Source organism: Kordiimonas lipolytica (assembly GCF_001550065.1).
In genome coordinates, this window is sequence record NZ_LRUB01000035.1 from 125105 (window position 1) to 146912 (window position 21808).

The following is a 21808-nucleotide window of genomic DNA, read 5'->3' on the forward strand; positions in this document are numbered from 1 at the left end:
AGCCCACCGGAAGGGCGGGCTGTTGATTGCTCTTGGCTGAGTGGTTTATTTTGCTTCAGCGGTTGTTGCCTGGGGCCATGGTACGTGGGTGCAGGTTGCCTCCTGTTCTTCAGGAGAACCCCCAAATGTAAAGGTTAGCTCCACATCTTTGCGGCCGCTTTCAACCCCGTCCTTGAAATAGGCGAAATAGCGCCACCCCCTGATTGCGTTGGACACGGAACGGTCCATGACGCCAGGTGGGTCGCTTTCAACTACGCGTATGTTGGTGACACGGCCATTTGGCTGGATGTCGTATTTGACTTTGACATAACCCTGCAATTGCTTCTGTTTCACCGCAAACGCAAGGCGTGCCCCCTTGCACCGTGATGTCAGCCAGTGTCCGTCGTGTTCGTCCCCCTCTGCAAAGGCAGCGGGTGTTGGTGCGCCCATAGCTGCCGCGATCAAGAGTCCCAAGGCGGCTTTGGTTGTGGTTCGCATGGTTTTCCCCTTCCTCTCTCAAGTAGATTCCGAATTCATGCTCCACTATCGTGACAAGCCTTTTCCCCAAAAAGGCCAACGCGCCGCTTTTTCTGCAGCGTCTGTCTTGCTTCTGTCTCCTGCTGTCGCTCGCGCCCCCAGTGCGCATATCATCGTGCCCCAAGCAGGCACTTTCGTTTATAAAAGTCAGCATAGGGTCTATTAACCATTGGTGCAAGGATGGGGTTTGGGCCTGCCTATGGCTAGCCGTAGCCGCCTCCGCCAGGTGTTTCGATGGTGATGCAGTCGCCAGGCTTGACTGTGGTAGCATCCGACGCCGTCATTTGCCCTTGACTGCCGTTCATTCGAATGATTGCAGTCCGACCAGGTTTGCCCGGTTCGCCACCTGCAAGGCCAGGTGGTCCGTCAGCCCGGTGACCGGACAGGATCGAGACTTCCATTTCTTCAAGGAAGCGGATTGTGCGCACGGCCCCATTGCCGCCGGTGTGCTGGCCCTTGCCGCCGCTCCCCGTCCTCACGCCGAAGGTTTCCACGCGCACCGGGTAGCGCCATTCCATCACCTCGACATCAGTCAGGCGGCTGTTGGTCATGTGTGACTGGATGGCATCCGTACCGTCAAATGTTGGCCCGGCGCCGGTCCCGCCCGCAATGGTTTCGTAATATTGATGACGGCTGTTGCCGAACGTCAGGTTGTTCATGGTGCCTTGGGCCGCGGCCATGGTACCTGCGGCCAGAAACAGGGCGTTGGTGACAATCTGGCTGGTTTCCACATTGCCGGCAACAACGGCAGCCGGTGGTGTTGGGTTCAGCATGCAGCCTTCAGGTACCACCAGATGGATTGGCTTCAGGCACCCGGCATTCAGTGGGATGTCTTCGCCGGTCAAGGTGCGGAACACATAAAGGACCGCGGCTTTGGTGACAGCGAGCGGTGCGTTGAAATTATTGTCCTGAACCGGGCTTGTGCCGGTGAAGTCCACGGTGACAGTCCGGTCTTTCCGGTTGACGTCCAGGCGCACGCGCACCTCAGCGCCGCAGTCCATCGGATAGCTGAACCGTCCGTCCTTCAGGCGGTCGATCACGCGGCGGACTGCTTCTTCGGCGTTGTCCTGCACATGGCCCATATAGGCGTCAACCACATCGCGGCCAAAATCACTAGCCAGTTTCTTCACCAGCGTCACGCCGCGTTCGTTTGCGGCAACTTGGGCTTTCAGGTCAGCGACATTCTGGTCAGGATTGCGGGACGGATACGGGCCTTGCGCCAGCCTGTTCCTGAGTTCCTGCGTGTTGAAACTACCTTCAGACACCAGCTTGAAATTGCTGAAGCGGATGCCTTCCTGGTCAATTGTCTTGGATGCGGGTGGCATTGACCCCGGCGAAATGCCGCCAATGTCTGCGTGATGGCCGCGGGATGCCACATAGAAGTGCGGCTCAGCATCGCTTTCAAAGAAGACCGGAGTGATGACTGTGATATCCGGCAGGTGAGTGCCACCGGCGAACGGGTCATTCAGCATGAACACGTCACCTGGCTTGATCGTGCCCTTACGCGCGTCGATAATGTTCAAGACACTTTCGCCCATGCTGCCCAGGTGCACTGGCATGTGAGGCGCGTTGGCGATCAGGTTGCCTGCTTTGTCGAACACGGCGCAGGAGAAGTCCAGCCGTTCCTTCACATTTACCGAATGGGCGGTTTTCGCCAGTACGCCACCCATTTCTTCCGCCACCGACATAAAGAGATTGTTGAAAATCTCCAGCATGATCGGGTCGGGTTTCGTTGTGTCGATATCCCGGCGGGTGCGCTCTGCCGTGCGGTGCAGCAGCAGCGTGTCATTCGCCTTCAGTGATGCCGACCAACCGGGCTCAAGGATCGTGGTACCACCATTTTCAAGGATGACTGCGGGCCCAGTGATGGTGCAGTCCGGCTTCAGCTGTTCGCGGTGATAGATTGCAGCGTCCTTCATGGCGCCGCCGCTGAAGAATTGGAACTTGCCAGCAGGCGATGCGCTTGTGCCTGTGGCTGCCAGGTTCAGCGCGGTCGCGGCACCGCCACCGGCGGCTTCCGCTTCCACGGCTTCTACATAAATGGCCTGGTCTGGCTCTGTGAAGCCAAACTGGGCTTTATGTGCGTCTTCAAATGCGGCTTTGGTCTTACACTCGTCAGCCAGCGGCACAGTCAGCGTCGTATCCGTGCCCTTGTATTTCACCCGAAGGCGCACAGAGACGGTCTGGTCACGCTCTGGCACGCCCTGTTCGGTGAGGCGTTCTTGCGCAAGCCTGCGCACTTCACCAGCCGTCGCGGCTATTGCTTCAGTATCAGCTAGCGGGCACTCCAGCGCTTGATCCGTGATTACCCGCTGGTCTGCAAGGCCCATCCCCAGGGCTGAAAGGACGCCTGAGAATGGCGGCACGATGACATGGTCGATCCCAAGCGCATCTGCCACAAGGCAGGCATGCTGGCCTCCCGCGCCGCCGAAGGTCAGCAGGCTGTATTTCTTGATGTCATGGCCGCGCTCAACCGACACGCGCTTGATGGCGCGGGCCATGTGCTCCACGCCCACAGCCAGGAACCCCTCTGCAATTTCATGCAGGCTGTAGCTAGTGCCGGTCTCTGTCTTGAGTTGGGCCTGGATTTCCTTGAAATCCGCTTCCGTCGCCGCCGTATCAAGGGGGGACTTGCCGTCTTCGCCAAACACAGTTGGGAACAGGTCTGGCGACAGTTTCCCCAACATGACGTTACAGTCTGTGATGGTGATAGGCCCGCCACGGCCATAGGCTGCTGGGCCAGGGAAGGCGCCCGCGGAGGCAGGCCCAACCTGGAAGCGCCCGTCGATGACCTTGCAGATGGACCCGCCACCGGCGGCAACTGTGTGGATATCCATCATGGGCACTGTCATGCGGACCCCGGCGACCACAGTGTCGAACACGCGCTCGTAAGCGCCGTCATAGTGGCTGACATCGGTGGATGTGCCGCCCATGTCAAAGCCGATCAGCTTGGAAAAGCCCGCACGTTCGGCAGTTTTCGCCGCACCCACAATGCCGCCGGCTGGGCCGGAAAGGACGGCATCCTTGCCTTCAAAGGCGTGTGCCGCCGCAAGCCCGCCGTTTGACTGCATAAAATAAAGCGGGCTGCCGGTGGTGGCGTGCTCTACCTGGTTTACATAGCGCTTCAGGATTGGGGATAGATAGGCATCTGCCACCGTGGTGTCGCCACGCGACACCAGCTTCATCAGCGGGCTGACCTTGTGACTCAGCGAAATCTGTGTAAAGCCGATTTCTTCGGCGATCTTGCCTGCCATGATTTCATGGTCGGGGAAGCGGTAAGCATGCACGAAGGCGATAGCAACGCTTCTCAGGCCCGTATCATAGGCTTTCCGAAGTGCCTTGCGGCAGGCAGCCTCGTCAAGCGCAGTGACAACCGTGCCGTCAACCGCCATGCGTTCATCAGCCTCCACGACATCGCTATAAAGCGGCACAGGGCGCTCAGGCTTAAGCGCGAACAGGTCGGCCCGGTGCTGTTGGCCAATCATCAGGGCATCCTTGAAGCCCTTGGTTATCAGCAAAAGCGTGGGCTCGCCGTCGCGCTCCAACAGCGCATTGGTGGCAACGGTTGTGCCCATCTTGATCGCGCTGACGTCCGCGGCGGGGAAGGGGGCATCATCCGCCACCCCCATAATGTCACGCATGGCATGCACGGCGGCATCGTCATATTGGCCGGGATTTTCCGATAGATACTTGTGGCTGGTAAGGCTGCCATCGGGGTGCTTCGCCACCACGTCAGTGAAGGTGCCGCCCCGGTCGATCCAAAACTCAAACTTGCTCATACATCCATCCCCGTTTTGCCTATGCATAGCGGGCTTGAGTGGCAAGTTCAATGCGCGAGCGAGAAGCAGCCCTTCAGTTACAAAAAAGGCACCACTCTGGGAGAGAGTGGTGCCTGGGGTGGCCCCTCGAGCTGAAATGGTGCCAGGGAAGGTCGGGGCCTGGGTGTCGGGAACCCAGAAGGGTGCAAGCCAATGGCTCACATTTCCTTTCCTTCACCTAATGAGGGTAAAATTAAAACCAATGATTGTCAATCGTGTTCGTCCGGGTTTCATTGGGCCTTGTTGTTTTGTCTGGATTGAAGGTCTTCCAGATAGGTTGCCAGCCCCTGATACCGGGCCCGCATATTGCTCTGCATTCCCTTGCAGAAACGGGCGGTCCCGAAATCGGTTAGCAGGGCGTCAAACAACCCGCGTCGGCGCCCAACCTTGAACATCAGGACAGCTGATGACACATCGGCGACCAAGGTGATGCGTTCCTTGCCGTTCAGTTCCCCCATTATCTGTGAAATGGATTCCTCTATTGGGGAACCTTCCACCTTGAGGGCGATTTGCAGCGTGGATTCCGCTGCAATTTTGTTGAGCATCGCGGGATCGAGGTCAGGGCTCTGACAAACAAGGGCGAAGGCCATGACCTGGGCCGCATCATCCAAGACATGAAGTTCCCCTTTATCCCGGTTTTCGTCAATGTAGGTCAGGTGTTGTGCGGCAAGCATGCGCACGATTTCAGCCCGCTGGAGCATATATTGCATGGACTTGACCATCTGGTCCCGCTGGGTTGGGGCAGCGTCTTCGTCCTGGGCAAGAGCGCTGGTGGCCTGCAGCAGGCAGGCGGCAGTGGCGATTGTGGCGATCAGCTTTTTCATGGAGTTTTCTTCCCATATGTTTTTCTGGGTATCGTCATACCATTGTTTTGCTTTGGCGAAACATGCTAAATCGCCCCATCGGGACACTGGAGGGCCTGGCCACGCAGGGAGCAGAAAGTAAGGTTCATGGAAATTTATGTTGATGCAGATGCCTGCCCTGTGAAGGAAGAAGTGCTGAAGGTTTCCTATCGGCATGACCTGGTGGTGCATCTGGTGTCGAATGCCTGGCTGCGCATTCCTGTTGGGGAAAATGTGAAGAAGGTCGTGGTGAGCGACGGCTTTGACGCTGCCGATGACTGGATCGTGGAGCACGCCGGTGCCGACGATATCTGCATCACCGGTGATATCCAGTTGGCCGCCCGGCTTCTTGAAGCGGGCGCGGTGGTTTTGGGCCATAACGGCAAGCCGTTCACAACAGACAATATTGGTATGGCACTGGCGATGCGGGAGCTTAAATCCCAGCTGCGGGACATGGGTGAAGATCGCGGCTTCAACGCCAGCTTTTCCCAAAAGGACAGGTCACGCTTCCTGTCTGCGCTTGAGCTTGCTGTGCAAAAGGGCCTGCGCCGCTAATTGGTGTTGGTAGGCAATAAAAAGCGGCGCCAACCATATGGTTGCGCCGCCTGTCACCCCAGTCTAACCCCTTAGACTTTGATGTCGATTTTCAGGCCCTTGCCATTGATGGTATGCGGAGCTTCGAGCTTCACTTTGCTCTGAGGTACGTCATTCAGATCCAGTTTGGCGCCGCCACCATTCTTTTGTGGTGCAATGCCTGCTGTGTTGAGCTGCAAGGCTGGGCCAGACGAAATACTGCTGATCATAAAATAACTCCTGAACCAAAAATTGAACGCGTGATTCTGTTTACAAGGCCCTTAGTGACAGAAGCCTTTTCTTTTGTGAAGAGATGAATAAAATTTTACCCACATTATTGATTTTATTCACCTTTTGGCAGCCATTCTGACAGGAAGCGAACGCTGTTGCCGCCCATGACTTTGCGGATGCTGTCTTCTGAAATTCCGCGGGTTACCAGGGCTTCGGTGATGGCACCAATGTCGCTTGCTGTGATGGCTTTCACCGTGCCGTCCCAGTCTGATCCCAGCGCTATATGATCTGCGCCCACGAGGGTGATGCCATAGGCGATGCTGGCGGCGATGTCGTCTGGGGTGTCACCGCAGGCTGCGCTGTCCCAAAAGCCGACGGCGATCAACCCACCCTTCGCCGCGATGGCCTGCATCAAGTCATCCGGGAAATTCCGGGGTGTGTCACAGTGGCCCCGGAAGCCCGTATGCGAGACCACGGTTGGGCGCACTGCGATTTCAAGGGTGTCCCAAGCGACCTGCTCGGATGAATGGGCTAGGTCGATGATTATCTCCTTCTCTTCCAGACGCTGCACAACCTGCTTGCCAAAGTCCGTCAATCCGCCTTTTGCCTCGCCGTGCAATGATCCGCCCAGCCGGTTGTCGAAGAAATGCAGCAGTCCGACCATGCGGAAGCCGGCGTCATAGAGGCGGTCGATATTGGCGATGGCGCCTTCCAGGGGATGTGCGCCTTCTGTGCCCAACAGGGCGCCGACGGGCGCAAGGCGTTTGGCTGTATCCCGCGCTTCAAGAAAGGCAGCCAGTTCAGCCTGGGTGCGAACCCACATCATGGCGCCGCCAGAGCGGTTGACGGCATCATCCAGCTTTTCGGCCTGGTATAGCGCACGCTCCAGCAGACTGTTCCATGTCCGGACCGGCCAGCCCTGACCGACTGCGAGCAACGTGATGTTGTCGCTTGAAGCGTCATTTGCGTGCAGATTTTGCCCGCGCGGCGTTTTGGTCACAGTCGTGAACATTTGCAGGCCCATATTGCCCTCCCGCAGGCGCGGCAGGTCTACGTGGCCATAGTCATGTCGTGCCAGCAGGCTTCGGTTCCAGAGCAGTGTGTCCGCGTGCCAGTCCATCACAAGGAGGGAGCGGTGGAAGGTTTCCGAATCTGCGCTTAGCCGGTAGGGTCGATGGTCCACCTGTTTGTTCATGGAGCGGTCCGCCATGGGAGCAGCGATCAGGCGCAGCCCCGCATAGCCAATGAGCAAGGCAAGCAATGCCAGCGTAACTGTTACTTTGAGAATGCGAGCCATAAAAAATCCTCCCCTACATGAGTATAGGGGAGGATCCGTCTTTGGCGAGTGTCTAAGTCCTGCCAATTCAAAAGACGCTAGGTTTTGGCCTGCCATCCCACATGCAGAGCTATCTGGTTTGCAACGGCATCAGCCATATGGGCGGTCAGTCTGGTCAGGTCGCTGGTCCAGTATCGGTCTGTGTTTAGACCATATGCCCGATAGTCAGAGCCCGGATTGATCGTGTCCAGCTCCAGGGTGGTGTACTGCCCATTTGTGGGGTCCAGAAGTTCCACCGTTACTTTCATGACGCCCTTGGCAGCCCCCATTGTAGGGCCCGAGCGACGACCGCTGTTGAAGGCCCCGCCTGATGAGACGCGACTGTTGAGTGCGGCGAGTGAATGGTCCAGCTGAATAGATGTAACCGTGACCTGATAATCGGGAACAGCGACGCCGCGGGCCTGAAGGCCACCGTCGATCATACGTTCCATCATGGAAAGCAGGTCATATCGATCCAGGGTGTCAAAGGCTGGATGGCGAAGGATGCAATTGCGCTTGCAATTTTTGTCTTCAATAAGATTGATGCTGTCCTCATACCGTGACAGGTGGCTGTCATACCTGATTTTTTCAGGGTCTGCGGGTGCATCCACGACTACTGTTACAGATTGCGGAACATTTGGCTCCACGATCGCGGTGGCCGTGGTGGTTACGCTCTGCACGGTGGTTGCAACTCGGGTAACGGGTGCGACGGCAGTGGCTACGCGTTTCCTTTCATAATCGGAAGAGATGCTCGCGACAGCGGCGCTAAAGGCCTCCTGGATGGGTTTATCGTCCGGTAGCCTGTGTTTGATGGCGCTCAGCGCCAGCCGCTTTTCATAGTCACCGCTGATTGAAGCCGCAGCTTCAATCAGGGATACCCAGCCTTTGGTGTCGAAGGCGCCGTAGGCTGCGATGCTGCTGAGCGCCAGGCGTTTTTCATAGTCGCTGCCGATTGAATTGATCGCGTTAAGGGCAATGGCTGTGGCACCACGGGACTCTGACAATTGCTCAACAAAGGAACTCAGGAGAAGGCGAAGCTCATAATCGCTTTCCATCTCTTCGGCAGCAAGTTCGGCAAGCCTTTCCAGGTTTCCTTCGCTCAGTGTCTGGTCATTGACGGCGGCAGACAGCAGGAGCCGCATCTCATAGTCGCTTTCGACCGAACGGGCGAGTTCGAGCAGGTCTTTCATGGTCTTGTTGTCTGTGCCGAACCGATCAATATAAGGCGTCAGCAACAGGCGCAGTTCATAGTCGCTGTCGATCGTGCGAGCCGCCTTCAGAACCTTTGGCATCACGCTCTTGTCCAGCTCTTTCTCTTCCAGCAGCAATGACAGGGCAAGACGGAGCTCATAGTCGCTGTCCATTTTGGCAAAGCGGTCTACCAGCTTTTTCAGGTCGCGGTTTGAGAGGTCGGCCTTATCAATCAGCAGGGCCGCGTACATGCGGGCAACATGATCAACGTCAAGCTGGTCAATTTCCTTCACTACCCCGCCTGTGCCTTTGGCAGCAAGAATGCGGGTGACACGGGCCTTGGCGTTCAAGCCCACCTGGCGCACCAGAATCAGTAGCGTATCGGCCAGCCACTTTTCGCCCTCCTTGTCGAAGTCGGATTTCTTGCCGTCCTTCCAGTAGGTCAGTTGAATTTGGCCGTCTGGATTTTCAATGCGAACCTTGTGCTTCTTGCTGCCGTACTTGCTGCGCAGTACCAGCATCGCCCCTTCTTCCATAGACGCGATGGCAGCATCGTCATGGGTGAGGGTGAATTCACCGTCCCAGCGCGCTTTGATCTCGCGCTTGCCGTCACTCCAGACCATGTTGCCGATGCCATTTGCATCAGTGATATGAAGGCGCGTAGGTCCATCAACTCTGTGGGACGACTTTTCGAATTCGTGCAGTTCTGCCCGTTCCGCCAGGAGGCGTGCGTTTTCCTTCACTTCTGCCTCTGCCTGGGCGATGGCCACGCGCATTTCACGGGCGATCTGTGCCTCGCTGGGTGCGGGCATGCCTGTCGCTTTGGCCTCCTTGGCCATGACGCGCGCTTTTTCCGCAACCTTTGCGCGGGCCTCTTCGATCGTGCGGCGCATTTCCGCTTCGATTTCCTCGGCGCTTGGTAGGGTGTCCGGGTGGGCCGTAGTCGATGCCATAATAGGCAGTGGCATTTCAGCAGACAGCGCGTCCGCAAACTGGATGCTAGGGAGCCCCAGCGTTATGGCGAGAAGGCTGCAAGCAACAGCGCCCTTCGCTGCCACACCGGATTTTCCGAAAGCTTGGCCGTTCGCACCGATTAGCCGTTCGACCCTGGTTTTTAGCATTGATTTATTACCTGCCATTGCAAGTCCCCATTGTATCTGTCGTGTTTCATGTATTTTTGTGGCGCAGGTATAGAGGGCGGCGGCAACAGACTTGGCGTCAGCCAGGTGCGTTGCTGCCCATTCATCTGCGGAAAGCTCCGCGATATCTGCCAACCGCTTGCGCGCCAATCTAAATAGCGGTTGAAAGAAAAACAGTCGTGATAGGGCCTGCATGACCATCAGCATCAGTGGGTCTCGGCGTACCATGTGGGCAACCTCATGCGCTAGCAAGCTGTCGAGTTCGCTCTTTGGCAAGTCGTCAAAGGCCCAATCGGGCAAGCAGATTTCGCGCCGTGGCAGGCATACCGGGCTACTCAGGTCGCTTGAGCGGCTCAGGTAAGGCACGGTCCGGATTTGGGCCGCGTCGCAGATGGCCCTGAGGGCTTTGTTGGCATCATGCTCGGCCGGGACACGTAGACGGCTGCCCAGGCTTTTAATGGCGCTGGCATAGCCGCCAAGAAGCAACACAAGGGCGAGGCCAGCAAGGGCAGCCCACATAAGTGCCGCAAGGTCTTTGGTGCGCATGCTGGCCATCAGGTTCCATAGGGTGTTTGGCGCGGATGCAGTGGCTGCTTCGATAGTAACCATTGGCTCTAACGCTGGTCTTGTCGCAGGCATAACTAGCTGGTCAGTCTTTGTTGAAAGACTTTCCCGTTCGGCCATATTGCGGGCGGTTGTTGTGATCAATGTTTCCTTGTCCTGCCTTGGCGCTGGGTCAAGCATCGGCAGCATGCCGGCAAGGGGGCGTCCTTCATTGAATTCCTCAACCAAGGCTGCTGTTTTTTCATGCTGGATAGTGATGGGTTTGGAAATCCAGTCGCCGACGGGCAATAGAGCGAGGAACGAGCCGGCAACCGCCAGTTTCCAGGCCATGTCAGCCAGGTCGGGCTTGTTCAGGAGCCGCGTTTTTTCCATCAGCCACACAGCGCCAAGCAGCACTGTGCTTGCAACCATGAATTTGAGGGCAAGCGTCAGCGCCGGCATGTCGAAAAATGCGTCAAACATCAGACGTTCTCCCCATCGATCAACTGCTTGATCTGGTCCAGTTCATCTTTCTCTATCTCGCCTTCGTTAACCAAATGGGCGAGCAGGGCTTTGCTGTCGCCTTTAAAGAGCGTGGAGACGAGGGAGGAGACCATGGACCGCTTTACGTCGCCTTCGCTGATGAGCGGCCTGTAGACACGCTCCCGCCCCCGGGTTTCCGAAGCAAGAACGCCTTTCTTTTCCAGTCGGGACAATATTGTGCCGACGGTCGTATGAGCGAGGCCCAGATTATCCAGCACGGCCTGCACATCCTTGGCTGAGCCTTCGCCCAGCTTCCAGAGTGCCTGCACGAGCTGATATTGTTGATCTGATAATTTTATATTCGCTGTCATGTCTCGGACCTTCTACTACATGTGTAGAAGAATTATTACTACAGCTGTAGTAAGGCGTCAATGGAAAGAATCTTAAAGTTTTGCAGCCTGGGAAAATGGACTGGCTTCAAAAAGCCGGATTTGATTTTTTGCCTTTCTGGAATAAGGTGTTGCCCGACTTGGCATCGCATTGGGGGAAAATGTGGCCCTAGATCTTTCATCGTTGCTGCTGGTGACCGTCCTGATACTGGCTGTCTCAACCTGTGTGCTGGTTGCGCACTGGATTGCCAATTTCAGTTTCGCGGGACTGGGTCGCCTTGCAATCGGTATGGCGATGGCAACGGCGGGCGTCTTTGTTTTGACGCTGGCTGCCGGGCCTGAGCGGTCTTTGGCTATCCTCCTTGGAGATCTGCTTATTCTAACAGGCCACCTCTGGTTCTGGTTTGGAATCGCAGATTACTGGAAAGAGCGGTCCCGGCGGCTGACCTATCTGGCGGGCGCTATTATGGTTTTCGCAATAGTCATTCTGGTCAATAACCTGCTGCAGGGTGGCACGCAGGAAAACCGTGCAGCGCTCTATTCGTTCTTTGCGGCGGTGTTCTCACTGGGGGCTGCGCTTTCAGTGGTGCAGGCGCTTGGCGGGCGCGTCGGGCTATATAAAGGTATCATCAAACGGAAAACCATTGGTGCAAGCGTTGTTGCCGGTGTGTTCCTGGCCCATGGCGGTTTTAATGTCTACCGCGGCATAAGCATCATGGCGATGGAGACACCAAAGGCCTATTTCGATGACACTGCTATTGCGACCCTGACCCAGATCGAAGGCATGGTGTTCGCGCTGGCTCTTGCAGTGTCGCTTATCGTATCGACGGCAGAACGTGTGCAGGCGGACTTGCGCATTCAGGCGATGATGGACCCCTTGACGCAGGCGCTCAACAGGCGGGCTTTCATGACCGTGATCAAGACCGTGCTTGCCCGGTCACGCCGCCTAAGCGAGCCAGTGTCCCTGATCATGATGGATATCGACAAATTTAAGCGGATCAACCTGAAGCATGGACATCTAGTGGGGGACGCTATTCTCAGCCAGTTTGCAGAAGGCGTGATGGAAGGCCGTCGGGCGCAGGATGTCTTTTGTCGCTTTGGCGGTGAAGAATTCGTGCTGTTGTTGCCCGGCACAGCGGAGGAGGGGGCCGAGCTGGTGGCGCACCGGGTGCGCGATGCTGTCACAGGGTATCCTTTTCAGCACGGTAACAAGGATATCAGCCTGACGGTGAGTTTCGGTGTCACCACTGCGCGCGGCGATGACCTTCTTCCAGACAGTATTCTTGATGCGGCCTACAAGGCTCTCAGGGAAGCGCAGAAGGAAGGCCGCAACCAGATTGAGGTTTCAGGCAGCGCTGGAGCCGTTAAACCCGCCCAAAGCGCATAGGTCAAAAAAAACGGCCCGGATCGATGATCGCGGGCCGATTCTTGTTTTTCTGTGAAATAATCTTAGAGCTTTTCAACCAGCAAGCTGCCGATCGAATAGCCTGCACCGAACGAGCAGATGATGCCCTTGTCGCCGGCCTTCATGTCTTTGTGGTTTTCGTGGAAAGCCACAATGGAGCCAGCGCCTGCGGTGTTGCCATATTGGTCCAGCACGGTTGGCGCTTCATGGCTTTCCGGTTCGCGGCCCAGAAGCTTCTTGGCGGCATACATATTCATGTTGATGTTTGCCTGGTGCAGCCACATGCGGCTCAGGTCTTCTACGCGGAGGCCTGCATCTTCAAGCTGGCTGGAGATGAACTCAGTCACCAGCGGCAGCAATTCCTTGAATACCTTGCGGCCTTCCTGCATGAAGAACATGTCCTCACGCAGCAGGCTATCGTCATCAAGGCGGGTCATCGGACCATAGTGCGTCCGGATATTGGAAGAGAACTGCGTTTCGGCCTTGGTGCCGGTTACCTTCCAGAGGTCGTCGCCCTTAGCGATCGATGCATCTTCAAGCACAACCGCAGAAGCGATATCACCGAAGATGAAGTGGCTGTCGCGGTCACGGAAGTTCACCATGGTGGAGAAGATTTCCGGGTTTACCATCAATACGCGCTTGGCAGTGCCAGCCTTGATGGCGTTCACACCTGCGATCAGGCCGTAAGTGGCGCTGGAGCACCCCATGACCATATCGAGCGCGCTGCCCTTGGTGCCAAGGTGTTTCTGAACTTCGATGCCGATGGCTGGGAAGAAGCGCTGCACAACGGCAGCGGAGCAGATGACCTGGTCGATATCTTCTGGCTTGAGGCCTGCGTTCTTGATGGCCTGTTTGCCTGCCTCAATCGCCATATGGGCCTGGAAGCAGGGGCGCTCATCGTCGCCGTGGCCGCCTTCCGGCATTTTGGACATCATGCGATCAAGGTCCATCACGCCTTCAACGTCTACCAGGTGGCGGGCTTTGATGCCGGAAGCTTTCTCAATGAATTCAGCGCTTGAGTGCTGTTTGGCGGGGATCAGGCCGGCTTCGATATCGGCCTTGTTGCGGGCATTGAAATCATCAACATATTCGTTGAATGTTTTGACGAGTTCCTCATTGGTGATTTTGTGCGGCGGCACATAAAGACCCGTACCCGAAATTACTACATCAACCATACCAAACAGTTCCTTGTTTTTGCCAGCCTGTCTTACGCCGATTTATGACAGGCCTGTTACATTGGGCGCATAGATATACTGCCTTTTGGCCCAACATCCAACCAATCATTCTGGGAATATCTGCCATGCAAAAAATGGCTTAGTTTTCTGTAGGATAGCGCATACGGCTATGCTACCAAATTGGTATGTCGATCTGGGGTAAAATTATTGGTGGCGCTGCTGGGCTGGCCTTGGGCGGGCCCATAGGGGCCCTGTTGGGCGTCGCGGCCGGTGCTGCGGTGGACGCGGGCGTCTCCAGGGGAAGTGCCGGGCCGGACGCTACCAAACAGATCACTTTTACCATCGGGGTGATCGCTCTGGCGGCTAAAATGGCCAAGGCGGATGGCAGGGTGACGCGCGAGGAAGTGGATGCCTTCAAGCAGGTATTCCGCGTGCCGCCGGAAGAGATGGCGAATGTCGGCAAGGTGTTCGATATGGCGCGTCGTTCGACCGCAGGATTCGATGCTTACGCCAAGCAGATCGCCAGCCTGATGTATGACAACAGGCCTGTGCTGGCGGATCTTCTGGAAGCGCTCTTTTTCATCGCCAAGTCTGACGGTGAAGTGCACCCCAATGAGCTGAATTATATCAGGGCTGTTGCCAAGATTTTTGGCTACAGGCAGGCGGAAATTGATGCGCTCGTACATCGGCATGTGGGGGCGGACCCTGAGTGCCCTTATGGTGTGCTGGGGGTCGACCCATCCATCGATGATGCTGCACTAAAGGCGCAGTACCGAAAGCTGGTGCGGGATAACCACCCGGACCGCCTGATCGCGGCCGGTGTTCCGAACGACTTCATTGCCGTGGCAACACGCCGGGCTGCAGAAATCAATGCCGCCTATGACAAGATCAAGGCCATGCGGGGCAAGGAAAGCCCACGTACGGAGCAAAGGGCATGAAGACGCGGGATATTTTCCTCGTCATGCTTGTAACCCTTGTTTGGGGTCTGAATTTTATCGCGGTGAAATGGGCGGTGGAGGACCTGCCACCCCTGGTGGCCAACGCGACCCGCTTCATTGTTGTTGTCATTGTCCTGCTGCCGTTCCTCAAGGTAATCCCAGGCCGGATGAAAGACCTGGCGCTGGCTGCTGTCAGTCTTGGCGTCATTCATTTTGGTGCAGTCTTCATGGGCATGCAGTTGGCCGACGGTGTTGGCGCCGTGGCGATTGCCTCGCAGCTTAATGTACCCTTTTCAACCATCCTTGCGATCCTGATCTTGCATGAAACCGTTGGGTGGAAGCGGGCGCTTGGGATTGCTTTAAGTTTTGCGGGTGTGATGGTGCTTGGGTTTGATCCCAATGTATTTGCCTATTGGGACGCCCTTTTGATCATTGTCTTCTCTGCATTCATGTATAGCGTGTCGGCCATCTTGATGCGGCAGCTCAAGGAAGTGCGGGCTGTGACGACGCAGGCCTGGGTGGGCGTTGCAGGTATCCTCGGGTCCACCATATTGTCGTCCATTTTTGAAAGCGGCCAGTTTGAAGCCATCGCCAACACAAGCCCGAAGGCCTGGGCCGCGGTAATTTATACCGGGATTGGGTCCTCAGTGATTGGCCATGGCGGCGCGAACTATTTGCTCAGGAAATATGAGGTTTCCGTGGTGTCACCCTATTTTCTGATGATGCCTGTCTTTGCGATAGGCAGCGGTATTTTGATCCTGGGTGAGGAATTTACCTGGAGGATGGCGGTTGGCGCCTTGCTTACGCTTTCCGGTGTTCTGGTGGTGACTATCAGGAACAGCGCACGCGCCAAGTCCCTCGCGGTCGCGGAAGTCAGGCCCACGCCGGAGGAGATCGCGGAAGAAAGGAAGGGCGTTGAGGGTGGCTGATATCATCGAGCATCCATCCCCGAACTGGAATGAACGCCCTGAAGGGATGGCTCCCGATATGGTGGTGCTTCACTATACAGGCATGCGTACCGGGGCAGAAGCGCTGGACCGCTTGTGTGATCCCGCAGCCCAGGTTTCGGCCCATTATCTGATTGAAGAAGACGGGCGGATATTTCGCCTGGTGGATGAGGAAAAACGGGCGTGGCATGCAGGTGTTTCGTACTGGCAAGGGCGCGAAAACCTGAACCATAACTCCATTGGGATTGAGCTTGTCAACCCGGGGCATGAGTTCGGCTATAGGGAATTCCCCGATAGCCAGATTTCTTCGCTTCTAGCCCTTCTAAGTGACATCAAAACAAGGCATACTGTCCCCATGGCGCATTTCGTTGGACATAGCGATATTGCCCCGGACCGCAAAGCAGACCCCGGTGAGCTGTTTCCATGGAAGTGCCTGGCCGAAAAGGGTTTTGGTCTCTGGTCTGATGTGGCTGGCGGCGAAACCGAAATGATTGCCAGGCAGGGCGACCGGGGGGATATTGTCAGTAACCTTAACAAACAATTAGGTATCGTCGGATATCATCAGGACGACACCGGAAGTTTTGATGACGCCACCGAATCCAAAGTCCGTGCCTTCCAGGCACATTGGCGACCCGAAACCGTATCTGGGTGCTTTGACAAGGGAACAGCCGCCAGGCTTGCCGACATTGTCAGCCAGATACACATAAATGGGGAACGTTTATGAAAAAACTGCTCTTTTCCACCTTCCTGACTGCAATCGCGATGCCGGCTCTGGCACAGAATGACACTGTAACGACAGAGCACCGACCGAACGAACACACCGTGGCGTGCCTTGAGGCGCCGACACGGGATTGTGCCTTCACATCGGCGCTCCAGACAGTGATTGGTGAAGAGTTCGGGATTGAGCGGGCGAAGGTACTGATCGGTGTGGCACGTGCTATGATCGAAACGGGACAGCAGGATCAGGCGATCCAGACACTGATGCTTGCGCTTGATGAGGCCAGATCAGTACGGCTGACCCTGGTTACCCAGGAAAAAATCACCGTTATCGCTCCGCTCCTTGCCCGGGCGGGGGATGGTGCTGGCGCTTTGGCTTTGGCCGAGGAACTTCAAAATGACGGCATCCGTGATACGGTGCTGGCCAAGATCGCCGAAGAAGCCATCTCGGCGGGTAAATTGGCTGATGCACGCGTGGCGCTTGGCCAAATGACCAATCAGGTGAAAGCCTTCTGGCGGGAACTGTCGCTGCTGCCCCGGGCGCCACGAGAGGCTCTCGCAATCGTGGATCTCGCGGGTCTGGAAGCTAAGGTTCAGGAAGTGACGGTTCCTGACCAGCGCTATCTGGGTGTTATACAGCTTGCGATCATTTCAGACCGTATGGGCCGCCCTGGGGACCGGAATGCGTATCTCGCAGAAGCAGAGGAGCTTTTCAGCAGCATTGTCGGTATTTCCTCCCGTGCCACCATTGCGGCACAACGGGCTCGCAGCATGTTTGATGCGGGAATGGACGAAGCGTTCGTACAGGAAAGTTACGAACTTGCCCTGCTGCATGGTGGGCGGCTCAGAAACAATATGGCGCTTGTGGATTTTGCCAAGAAAGTTGGCGTGATCGAAGCAGCTCGCGGTGATCTTGAAACCGCCTTGTCACGGCTTGAGTATTTTATCGCTGTGGATGAGAAAGCGCAGTATCTCGCGTCACTGAGGGCCGGGTCCAACCAAAGCATTTTTGCTGCCGAAATGCGGGAGCTGCTGAATGAAGTTGAGGAACTGCAGGGGGCATATGAACGGGACCTCGTGCGGTTGACCCTTCTTGAGGGCGCGCTTGGCAATTCAGACATGTATCTGGCCCGCCACGTTGTGGAAGCCATGGAAGACGACGACAACCAGGCCCTTGCGCTTGCCTTGATGGCGCCGCTTCTTGATTAGACCTGGCGGACATCGCCTGAAATAGAAAGGCCGATCCCATGTGGGTCGGCCTTTTTATTTATATCTGATCAGTTCCCTGAAGGTGCCTTTGCCGGTGCGGGAGGTTCTCCGCCCGGGGCGGTCACCGGCTTGTAGCGGGTTATCCAAAGGAAGGCGGCAGGGGCGAAATAGAAGCTCACAATCATTGAAAGGAACGCGCCGCCTGCTATTGCCACAGCAAAAGGCGGCCAGAAGGCGCCGCCCGCCAGTATAAGGGGGGTGAAGCCGCCCACGGTAGTGATCGTTGTTGATACGATGTGCCTGCCCGTGCTCATCACGCCCTCAACCACAGCATCTGGATCACCGGCGCGCGCGGCCTTGATGCCCCTAAGCTCCGACTGGATTACGATGGTCGCGTTGATGGCCAGGCCCACAAGGCCCATCAGGCCGAAAATCACAACGAAGCTGAGTGGAAAATTGAAAAACCATAGGGAAAACAGGCCAAGACCCGCTGCCTGAACAGCTGCTGCGAAGGTTACAAACGCCATACGGAAGCTGTTGAAGGTCAGGACGATCGCAAGAAGCATCAGCACCATCAAAAGGCCCGCGGTGCCGAACAGTTTGGTCATGGCTTCATTGCGCTTTTCCGATTCACCGCCGAATTCGATCTTGTATCCCGGCGGGACTTCCAGGGGCTCGTTTTCAAGCGCCTTTTTCAGGGCTTTGAAGGCGGTATCCGGCAACACACCGAAGTCCAGGAAAGCCTGCACCTTGTTCAGGCGAACACCGTCATGGTGCTCGATGGTGCCTACCTTCGTCGTCAGTTCCACGTCTGCCACGGCAGAGACCGGAAGGTCGGTCAGGCCCCGTGAGGATGTGCCCTGAAGGGGGCGCCCGGTCAGGCTCATGTCGGCGATCGAACTGATGTTGGACCAGTTGGCCCGATCCGCGATCAGGCGTACCGGCACCTGTTGGGTTTCTTCAATCACATAGGTGGCAACTATGCCGCCAGTCAGCGCCTGAAGCTGTGCCTCCACCTGGCTGAGCGTCAGGCCGGTGACGGACACATCGTCTTCCCGGGCTCTTACGTTGATCATCGGGCGCCCGGCCTTCAGCGTGGTCTTTGTGAAAGTCACGTTTGGCAGGCGGCTGACAATAGCACGCATGTCTTCACCAAGGCGTTCAAGAACAGCCAGGTCTGGGCCCTCAATGCGCACCTCAAGCGGGGCGGCGATTGGGGGGCCGGTGCCAAATTCGCGTACAAGCACTGTCGCTTCGGGCAGCAGCGTTGTCAGCTCAGTTTGCAGTTTGGGAATCAGCCTTGGGATTTGGTCGAATTCTTCAACGGTAACAACAGCTTCTGCGGCATTCACGAGGCCATCGTTCTTGGCCATCATGCTGTAATAGAACTTTGCGGCCCGCGTGCCGATGAACCAGTGGGTTGTCTGAATTTCCGGGTTGGTGCGCAGGTCCATATCCAGCTTTTCAACCACACGGCGGGTTTCCTCGATGGACGTCTGGGCGGGCATCTGTATCTCAACACGGAACTGGTTCCGGTCGCTTGTGGGGAAAAACTGTTCGGTCAATTGACCAGCCAGTAAGAAGCCTAAAAGCGGAATGGCAGTCGCAACCACCATCGACCGAACCGGGCGGCGGACGGACCATTCCAGGCTTTTCCGAAACGGCGTGGACAAAAGCTTGCCTTCAACACCGTCCCGCCACCAGACGCGTTTGATCGGCCCGGCATCCGGCGCGCGCCCTTCCACCACACGCCCTGCAACAGCAGAAATGATGGTGAAGGCGATCACGTAGGAGGCGATCAGCGAGGCAATTACAGCGGCCGGTACGCCGATCAGGAAGTCACCAGCATTGCCTGGCATCAGCACAAGCGGCATGAAAGCAATAATGGTGGTGAGAGTGGACCCCAGCAGTGGTAGCCACAGCTTGCGTACCGTTTTCGCAACGGCGACAGACCGGCGTTCGCCCTTGAGACGCAGGTGCTGGATTTCGTCTGTGATTACGATGGCATTGTCCACCATGATGCCAAGCGCCACAATCAGGCCCGTTACCAGAACCTGTTCGATCCTTTGACCCATGGCGTCAGTAATGGCCAGTGATGCCAGAAGCGTCAGCGGCAGGATGGAGGCAGACACAAGAGACGCCCGCCACCCCAGCGACACCAGAAGCACCAGAAGTACCACCAGCGCCCCCTCGGCCAGGTTGCCCATCAGGCCATGGAGGCGCTCATCGGCATATTCGCGCTGATCGAAAATGCGTTCCAGATGCACACTCGAAGGCAAGGTTCCCTTTGCGTCTTCAAGCAATGCACCCAATTGTTCGGACCAGGCATCAATGCGGTAATCTTCGAACATGCGGGCGGCGATAACCACACCGTAGTGGCCGTTCAGATAGGTCAGGCGGCTGGGCGGGTTTTCAAACGCGCGCTCCACCTTTGCCACATCGCCAAGGCGCAGGCTGGCACCGGAGGCATCCAGCCCCAGGGGAATGCGTCGGATGCGGTCGAGGCTGTTGAGCGCGCCTGAAACCTGCACCACCATGCGGTTCCTGTCATCGGATACCACACCAGCTGCACCCCGTGCGTCGGATCCCCGAATACGGGCGGCCACGTCTTCCATTGTCAGGCCGTAAGCCGCGAGTTCCGCGTCATCGATGCTGACCCTGATTTCCTCCTGTGGCAGGCCCAGGACATCAACGAAATCCGTACCCGAAAGGTTCCTGATCTGGCTTTCGATTTCGCGGGCATGACGGCCAAGAATGGCATAGTTGATTGGCGCATCCGCGTGCCAGGTGAGCGCCATGATGGCGGAATGGGCATAGATGCGCGTATCGGAAAAGTCGGGTGCCAGGGCGCCTGTGGGCAGGTCGGTTACTTCCGATACCTTGTCGCGCAGGCGTGCGGTAATGGGCTTGGCGTCATCGACCCGGTCTTCCAGTTCCACAGTAATCAGCGATACCCCGGGGTTGGAGACGCTCCAGACTTCTTTTACTTCCGGTATTTCGCGCATCTTGCGCTCGAGTTTTTCGGAAATTTCCGCTTCAACCCGCTCGGCGTCCGCGCCGGGATAGAAAGTCGTCACCTGAATGACACGGCTTTGCATGTGCGGGTCTTCAAGGCGCGGCATGGTGTAGAAGCTGTTGAAGCCGGCGATCACGATCAGAAGGAGGATCAGCCAGACCACCCGTGGGTGGTTATAAAGGGAACCTTTCATCTGACGTCTTCCTTAACCGCGGGGTTCTGGGCTTGAGGGCAGGATGGTCACGCGCTGCCCCGGGGCCAGGCGTTCAATTCCGTCGGCGATGACTTGATCACCAGCTGAGATGGTGCCGGTAACAAAGACACGGTTATTGTCCGTGTAGAGGATCTGGACATTTTCGAACTGCACATGGGGCCCTTCGGGGCCGTCTACAATCTTGTTGACGCGCCACAAACCACGTACGTCCGAAGACAGGGCGCGAAGGGGTAGCCATGCGCCTTTCGCCTCTTCCCAGTCGCTTACAACAGCGGTGATTAGTTCACCTCGCGCGGCGGTGCCTGTCGGCAGGTCGAACGTGACCATCATTGTGCGGGTTTGCCCCTCGATCGAGGGTACAACGGATCGGAGGGTAGCACCGCTGATGGTGTTGCGGCGTCCATCGCGGAGTTCTATCGGTGCGCCGTCCCGTGCCGCCTGGGCATATTTGGGCGGCATGCCGACATGGGCTTCCATCCGTTTGTTTTCTGAAATTTCAACTATGCTGGTGCCTGCAGCCACTACCGTGCCCTCATCCAGGAAGCGGGCGGTGATAACGCCGTCAAACGGGGCGGTTATGCGCGATTTGGTCAGGTCTACGTCGAGTGCGGCGATTGCGGCTTCCAGTCGCTTCTGATTTGCCCTGAGCGAGATGGCGTTTGCTTCGGCTTCGTCCAGGTTTTGGGCTGATGCATGACCCTGTGCATAGGTTTCCTGCGTCCGCTTCAGCGTGCGTTCGGCAAGATCGAGGCGGGCTTTCACTTCATCTTGCTCCGCCAACAGTTGCGCCCGTTGGGCAGCAAGGCGGGCGGTGTCAAGCGCGGCCAGCGTGTCACCCTTCTTGACGCGCGAGCCAAGGTCGACCGCGATGGCGCTTACGCTGCCGCCTAGCTCGAAGGCCATCTGGCTGATCCTCCCAGGGACCGCGCGACCGGTGAAGGTTCGTTTTGCGTGGTAGCCGTGTTCCAGCACAACCTCCGTAGTGCGGACCGGCAGTGAGCGGCTCTGCCCGCTTTCAGGAATGCTCTGCGCCGTAATTCGAGCGGCAAGGATGCTGCTGAAGATGCCTACTGCGGCCAGAATACCTGCCGCCTTGAAGATTTTCGCACGCTGTACTGTCATCTTGTGTCCTGCTGTCGCCCCTCGG

General features: G+C 57.0%; 16 protein-coding genes. 6 read left to right on the plus strand and 10 right to left on the minus strand.

Annotation, left to right across the window (positions count from 1 at the left end; all coding sequences use genetic code 11):
• Nucleotides 1-45: 45 nt before the first annotated feature.
• The 3 genes from KORM41_RS18470 to KORM41_RS18485 all read right to left on the minus strand — a co-directional run bounded on the left by KORM41_RS18470 (nt 46) and on the right by KORM41_RS18485 (nt 5158).
• Entirely contained in the window at nt 46-477 is a 432-nt protein-coding gene (locus KORM41_RS18470) for an energy transducer TonB (RefSeq protein WP_068151875.1), read from the minus strand.
• Between the two features lie 242 nt (nt 478-719).
• The gene (locus KORM41_RS18480; protein WP_156432051.1) at nt 720-4295 is read right to left on the minus strand and encodes a hydantoinase B/oxoprolinase family protein; all 3576 of its coding nucleotides are present in this window, start codon (nt 4293-4295) and stop codon (nt 720-722) included.
• A 269-nt stretch (nt 4296-4564) separates the two neighbouring features.
• Entirely contained in the window at nt 4565-5158 is a 594-nt protein-coding gene (locus KORM41_RS18485; protein WP_068151881.1) for a hypothetical protein, read from the minus strand.
• A gap of 126 nt (nt 5159-5284) precedes the next feature.
• Between KORM41_RS18485 and KORM41_RS18490 the strand changes: the two genes are divergently transcribed.
• Nucleotides 5285-5731, plus strand: coding sequence for a YaiI/YqxD family protein (locus tag KORM41_RS18490; RefSeq protein ID WP_068151883.1), 447 nt, complete (start codon nt 5285-5287; stop codon nt 5729-5731).
• Nucleotides 5732-5802: 71 nt separating this feature from the next.
• Here KORM41_RS18490 and KORM41_RS21950 read toward each other — a convergent pair whose 3' ends face one another.
• The 4 genes from KORM41_RS21950 to KORM41_RS18505 all read right to left on the minus strand — a co-directional run bounded on the left by KORM41_RS21950 (nt 5803) and on the right by KORM41_RS18505 (nt 11022).
• Nucleotides 5803-5979, minus strand: coding sequence for a hypothetical protein (locus KORM41_RS21950; protein WP_156432052.1), 177 nt, complete (start codon nt 5977-5979; stop codon nt 5803-5805).
• A gap of 113 nt (nt 5980-6092) precedes the next feature.
• Nucleotides 6093-7277, minus strand: coding sequence for a dipeptidase (locus KORM41_RS18495; RefSeq protein ID WP_068151886.1), 1185 nt, complete (start codon nt 7275-7277; stop codon nt 6093-6095).
• A gap of 77 nt (nt 7278-7354) precedes the next feature.
• The gene (locus tag KORM41_RS18500; protein WP_068151887.1) at nt 7355-10651 is read right to left on the minus strand and encodes a M56 family metallopeptidase; all 3297 of its coding nucleotides are present in this window, start codon (nt 10649-10651) and stop codon (nt 7355-7357) included.
• Nucleotides 10651-11022 carry a BlaI/MecI/CopY family transcriptional regulator gene (locus KORM41_RS18505; RefSeq protein ID WP_068151890.1) on the minus strand — a complete coding sequence of 124 codons (372 nt, stop codon included), beginning with the start codon at nt 11020-11022 and terminating at the stop codon, nt 10651-10653. Before KORM41_RS18505 ends, KORM41_RS18500 begins: the two co-directional genes overlap by 1 nt.
• Before the next feature lie 181 nt (nt 11023-11203).
• Between KORM41_RS18505 and KORM41_RS18510 the strand changes: the two genes are divergently transcribed.
• On the plus strand, nt 11204-12427 hold the full coding sequence (locus tag KORM41_RS18510) for a GGDEF domain-containing protein (RefSeq protein WP_156432053.1): 1224 nt from the start codon (nt 11204-11206) through the stop codon (nt 12425-12427).
• Between the two features lie 62 nt (nt 12428-12489).
• On the opposite strand, the gene KORM41_RS18515 is transcribed toward KORM41_RS18510, so the two are convergent.
• On the minus strand, nt 12490-13620 hold the full coding sequence (locus KORM41_RS18515; protein ID WP_068151893.1) for a beta-ketoacyl-ACP synthase III: 1131 nt from the start codon (nt 13618-13620) through the stop codon (nt 12490-12492).
• A 185-nt stretch (nt 13621-13805) separates the two neighbouring features.
• Here KORM41_RS18515 and KORM41_RS18520 point away from each other — a divergent pair, with 185 nt between their 5' ends.
• From KORM41_RS18520 to KORM41_RS18535, 4 genes are read left to right on the plus strand one after another with little or no spacing between them, the layout of a single operon-like run.
• The gene (locus tag KORM41_RS18520; RefSeq protein ID WP_068151895.1) at nt 13806-14558 is read left to right on the plus strand and encodes a molecular chaperone DjiA; all 753 of its coding nucleotides are present in this window, start codon (nt 13806-13808) and stop codon (nt 14556-14558) included.
• Nucleotides 14555-15487 carry a DMT family transporter gene (locus KORM41_RS18525; RefSeq protein ID WP_068151898.1) on the plus strand — a complete coding sequence of 311 codons (933 nt, stop codon included), beginning with the start codon at nt 14555-14557 and terminating at the stop codon, nt 15485-15487. The genes KORM41_RS18520 and KORM41_RS18525 overlap by 4 nt, the downstream gene beginning before the upstream one ends.
• Nucleotides 15480-16229: a peptidoglycan recognition protein family protein gene (locus KORM41_RS18530; protein ID WP_068151901.1), complete on the plus strand. Its 750-nt coding sequence runs from the start codon at nt 15480-15482 to the stop codon at nt 16227-16229. Before KORM41_RS18525 ends, KORM41_RS18530 begins: the two co-directional genes overlap by 8 nt.
• Complete coding sequence (locus KORM41_RS18535; RefSeq protein WP_068151904.1) at nt 16226-17431, plus strand: hypothetical protein; 1206 nt, start codon at nt 16226-16228, stop codon at nt 17429-17431. The genes KORM41_RS18530 and KORM41_RS18535 overlap by 4 nt, the downstream gene beginning before the upstream one ends.
• Before the next feature lie 68 nt (nt 17432-17499).
• On the opposite strand, the gene KORM41_RS18540 is transcribed toward KORM41_RS18535, so the two are convergent.
• A complete protein-coding gene (locus KORM41_RS18540; RefSeq protein WP_068151907.1) occupies nt 17500-20640 on the minus strand; it encodes an efflux RND transporter permease subunit in 3141 nt (1046 codons plus the stop codon).
• A 12-nt stretch (nt 20641-20652) separates the two neighbouring features.
• Nucleotides 20653-21783: an efflux RND transporter periplasmic adaptor subunit gene (locus KORM41_RS18545; RefSeq protein ID WP_068151910.1), complete on the minus strand. Its 1131-nt coding sequence runs from the start codon at nt 21781-21783 to the stop codon at nt 20653-20655.
• Nucleotides 21784-21808: the final 25 nt, after the last annotated feature.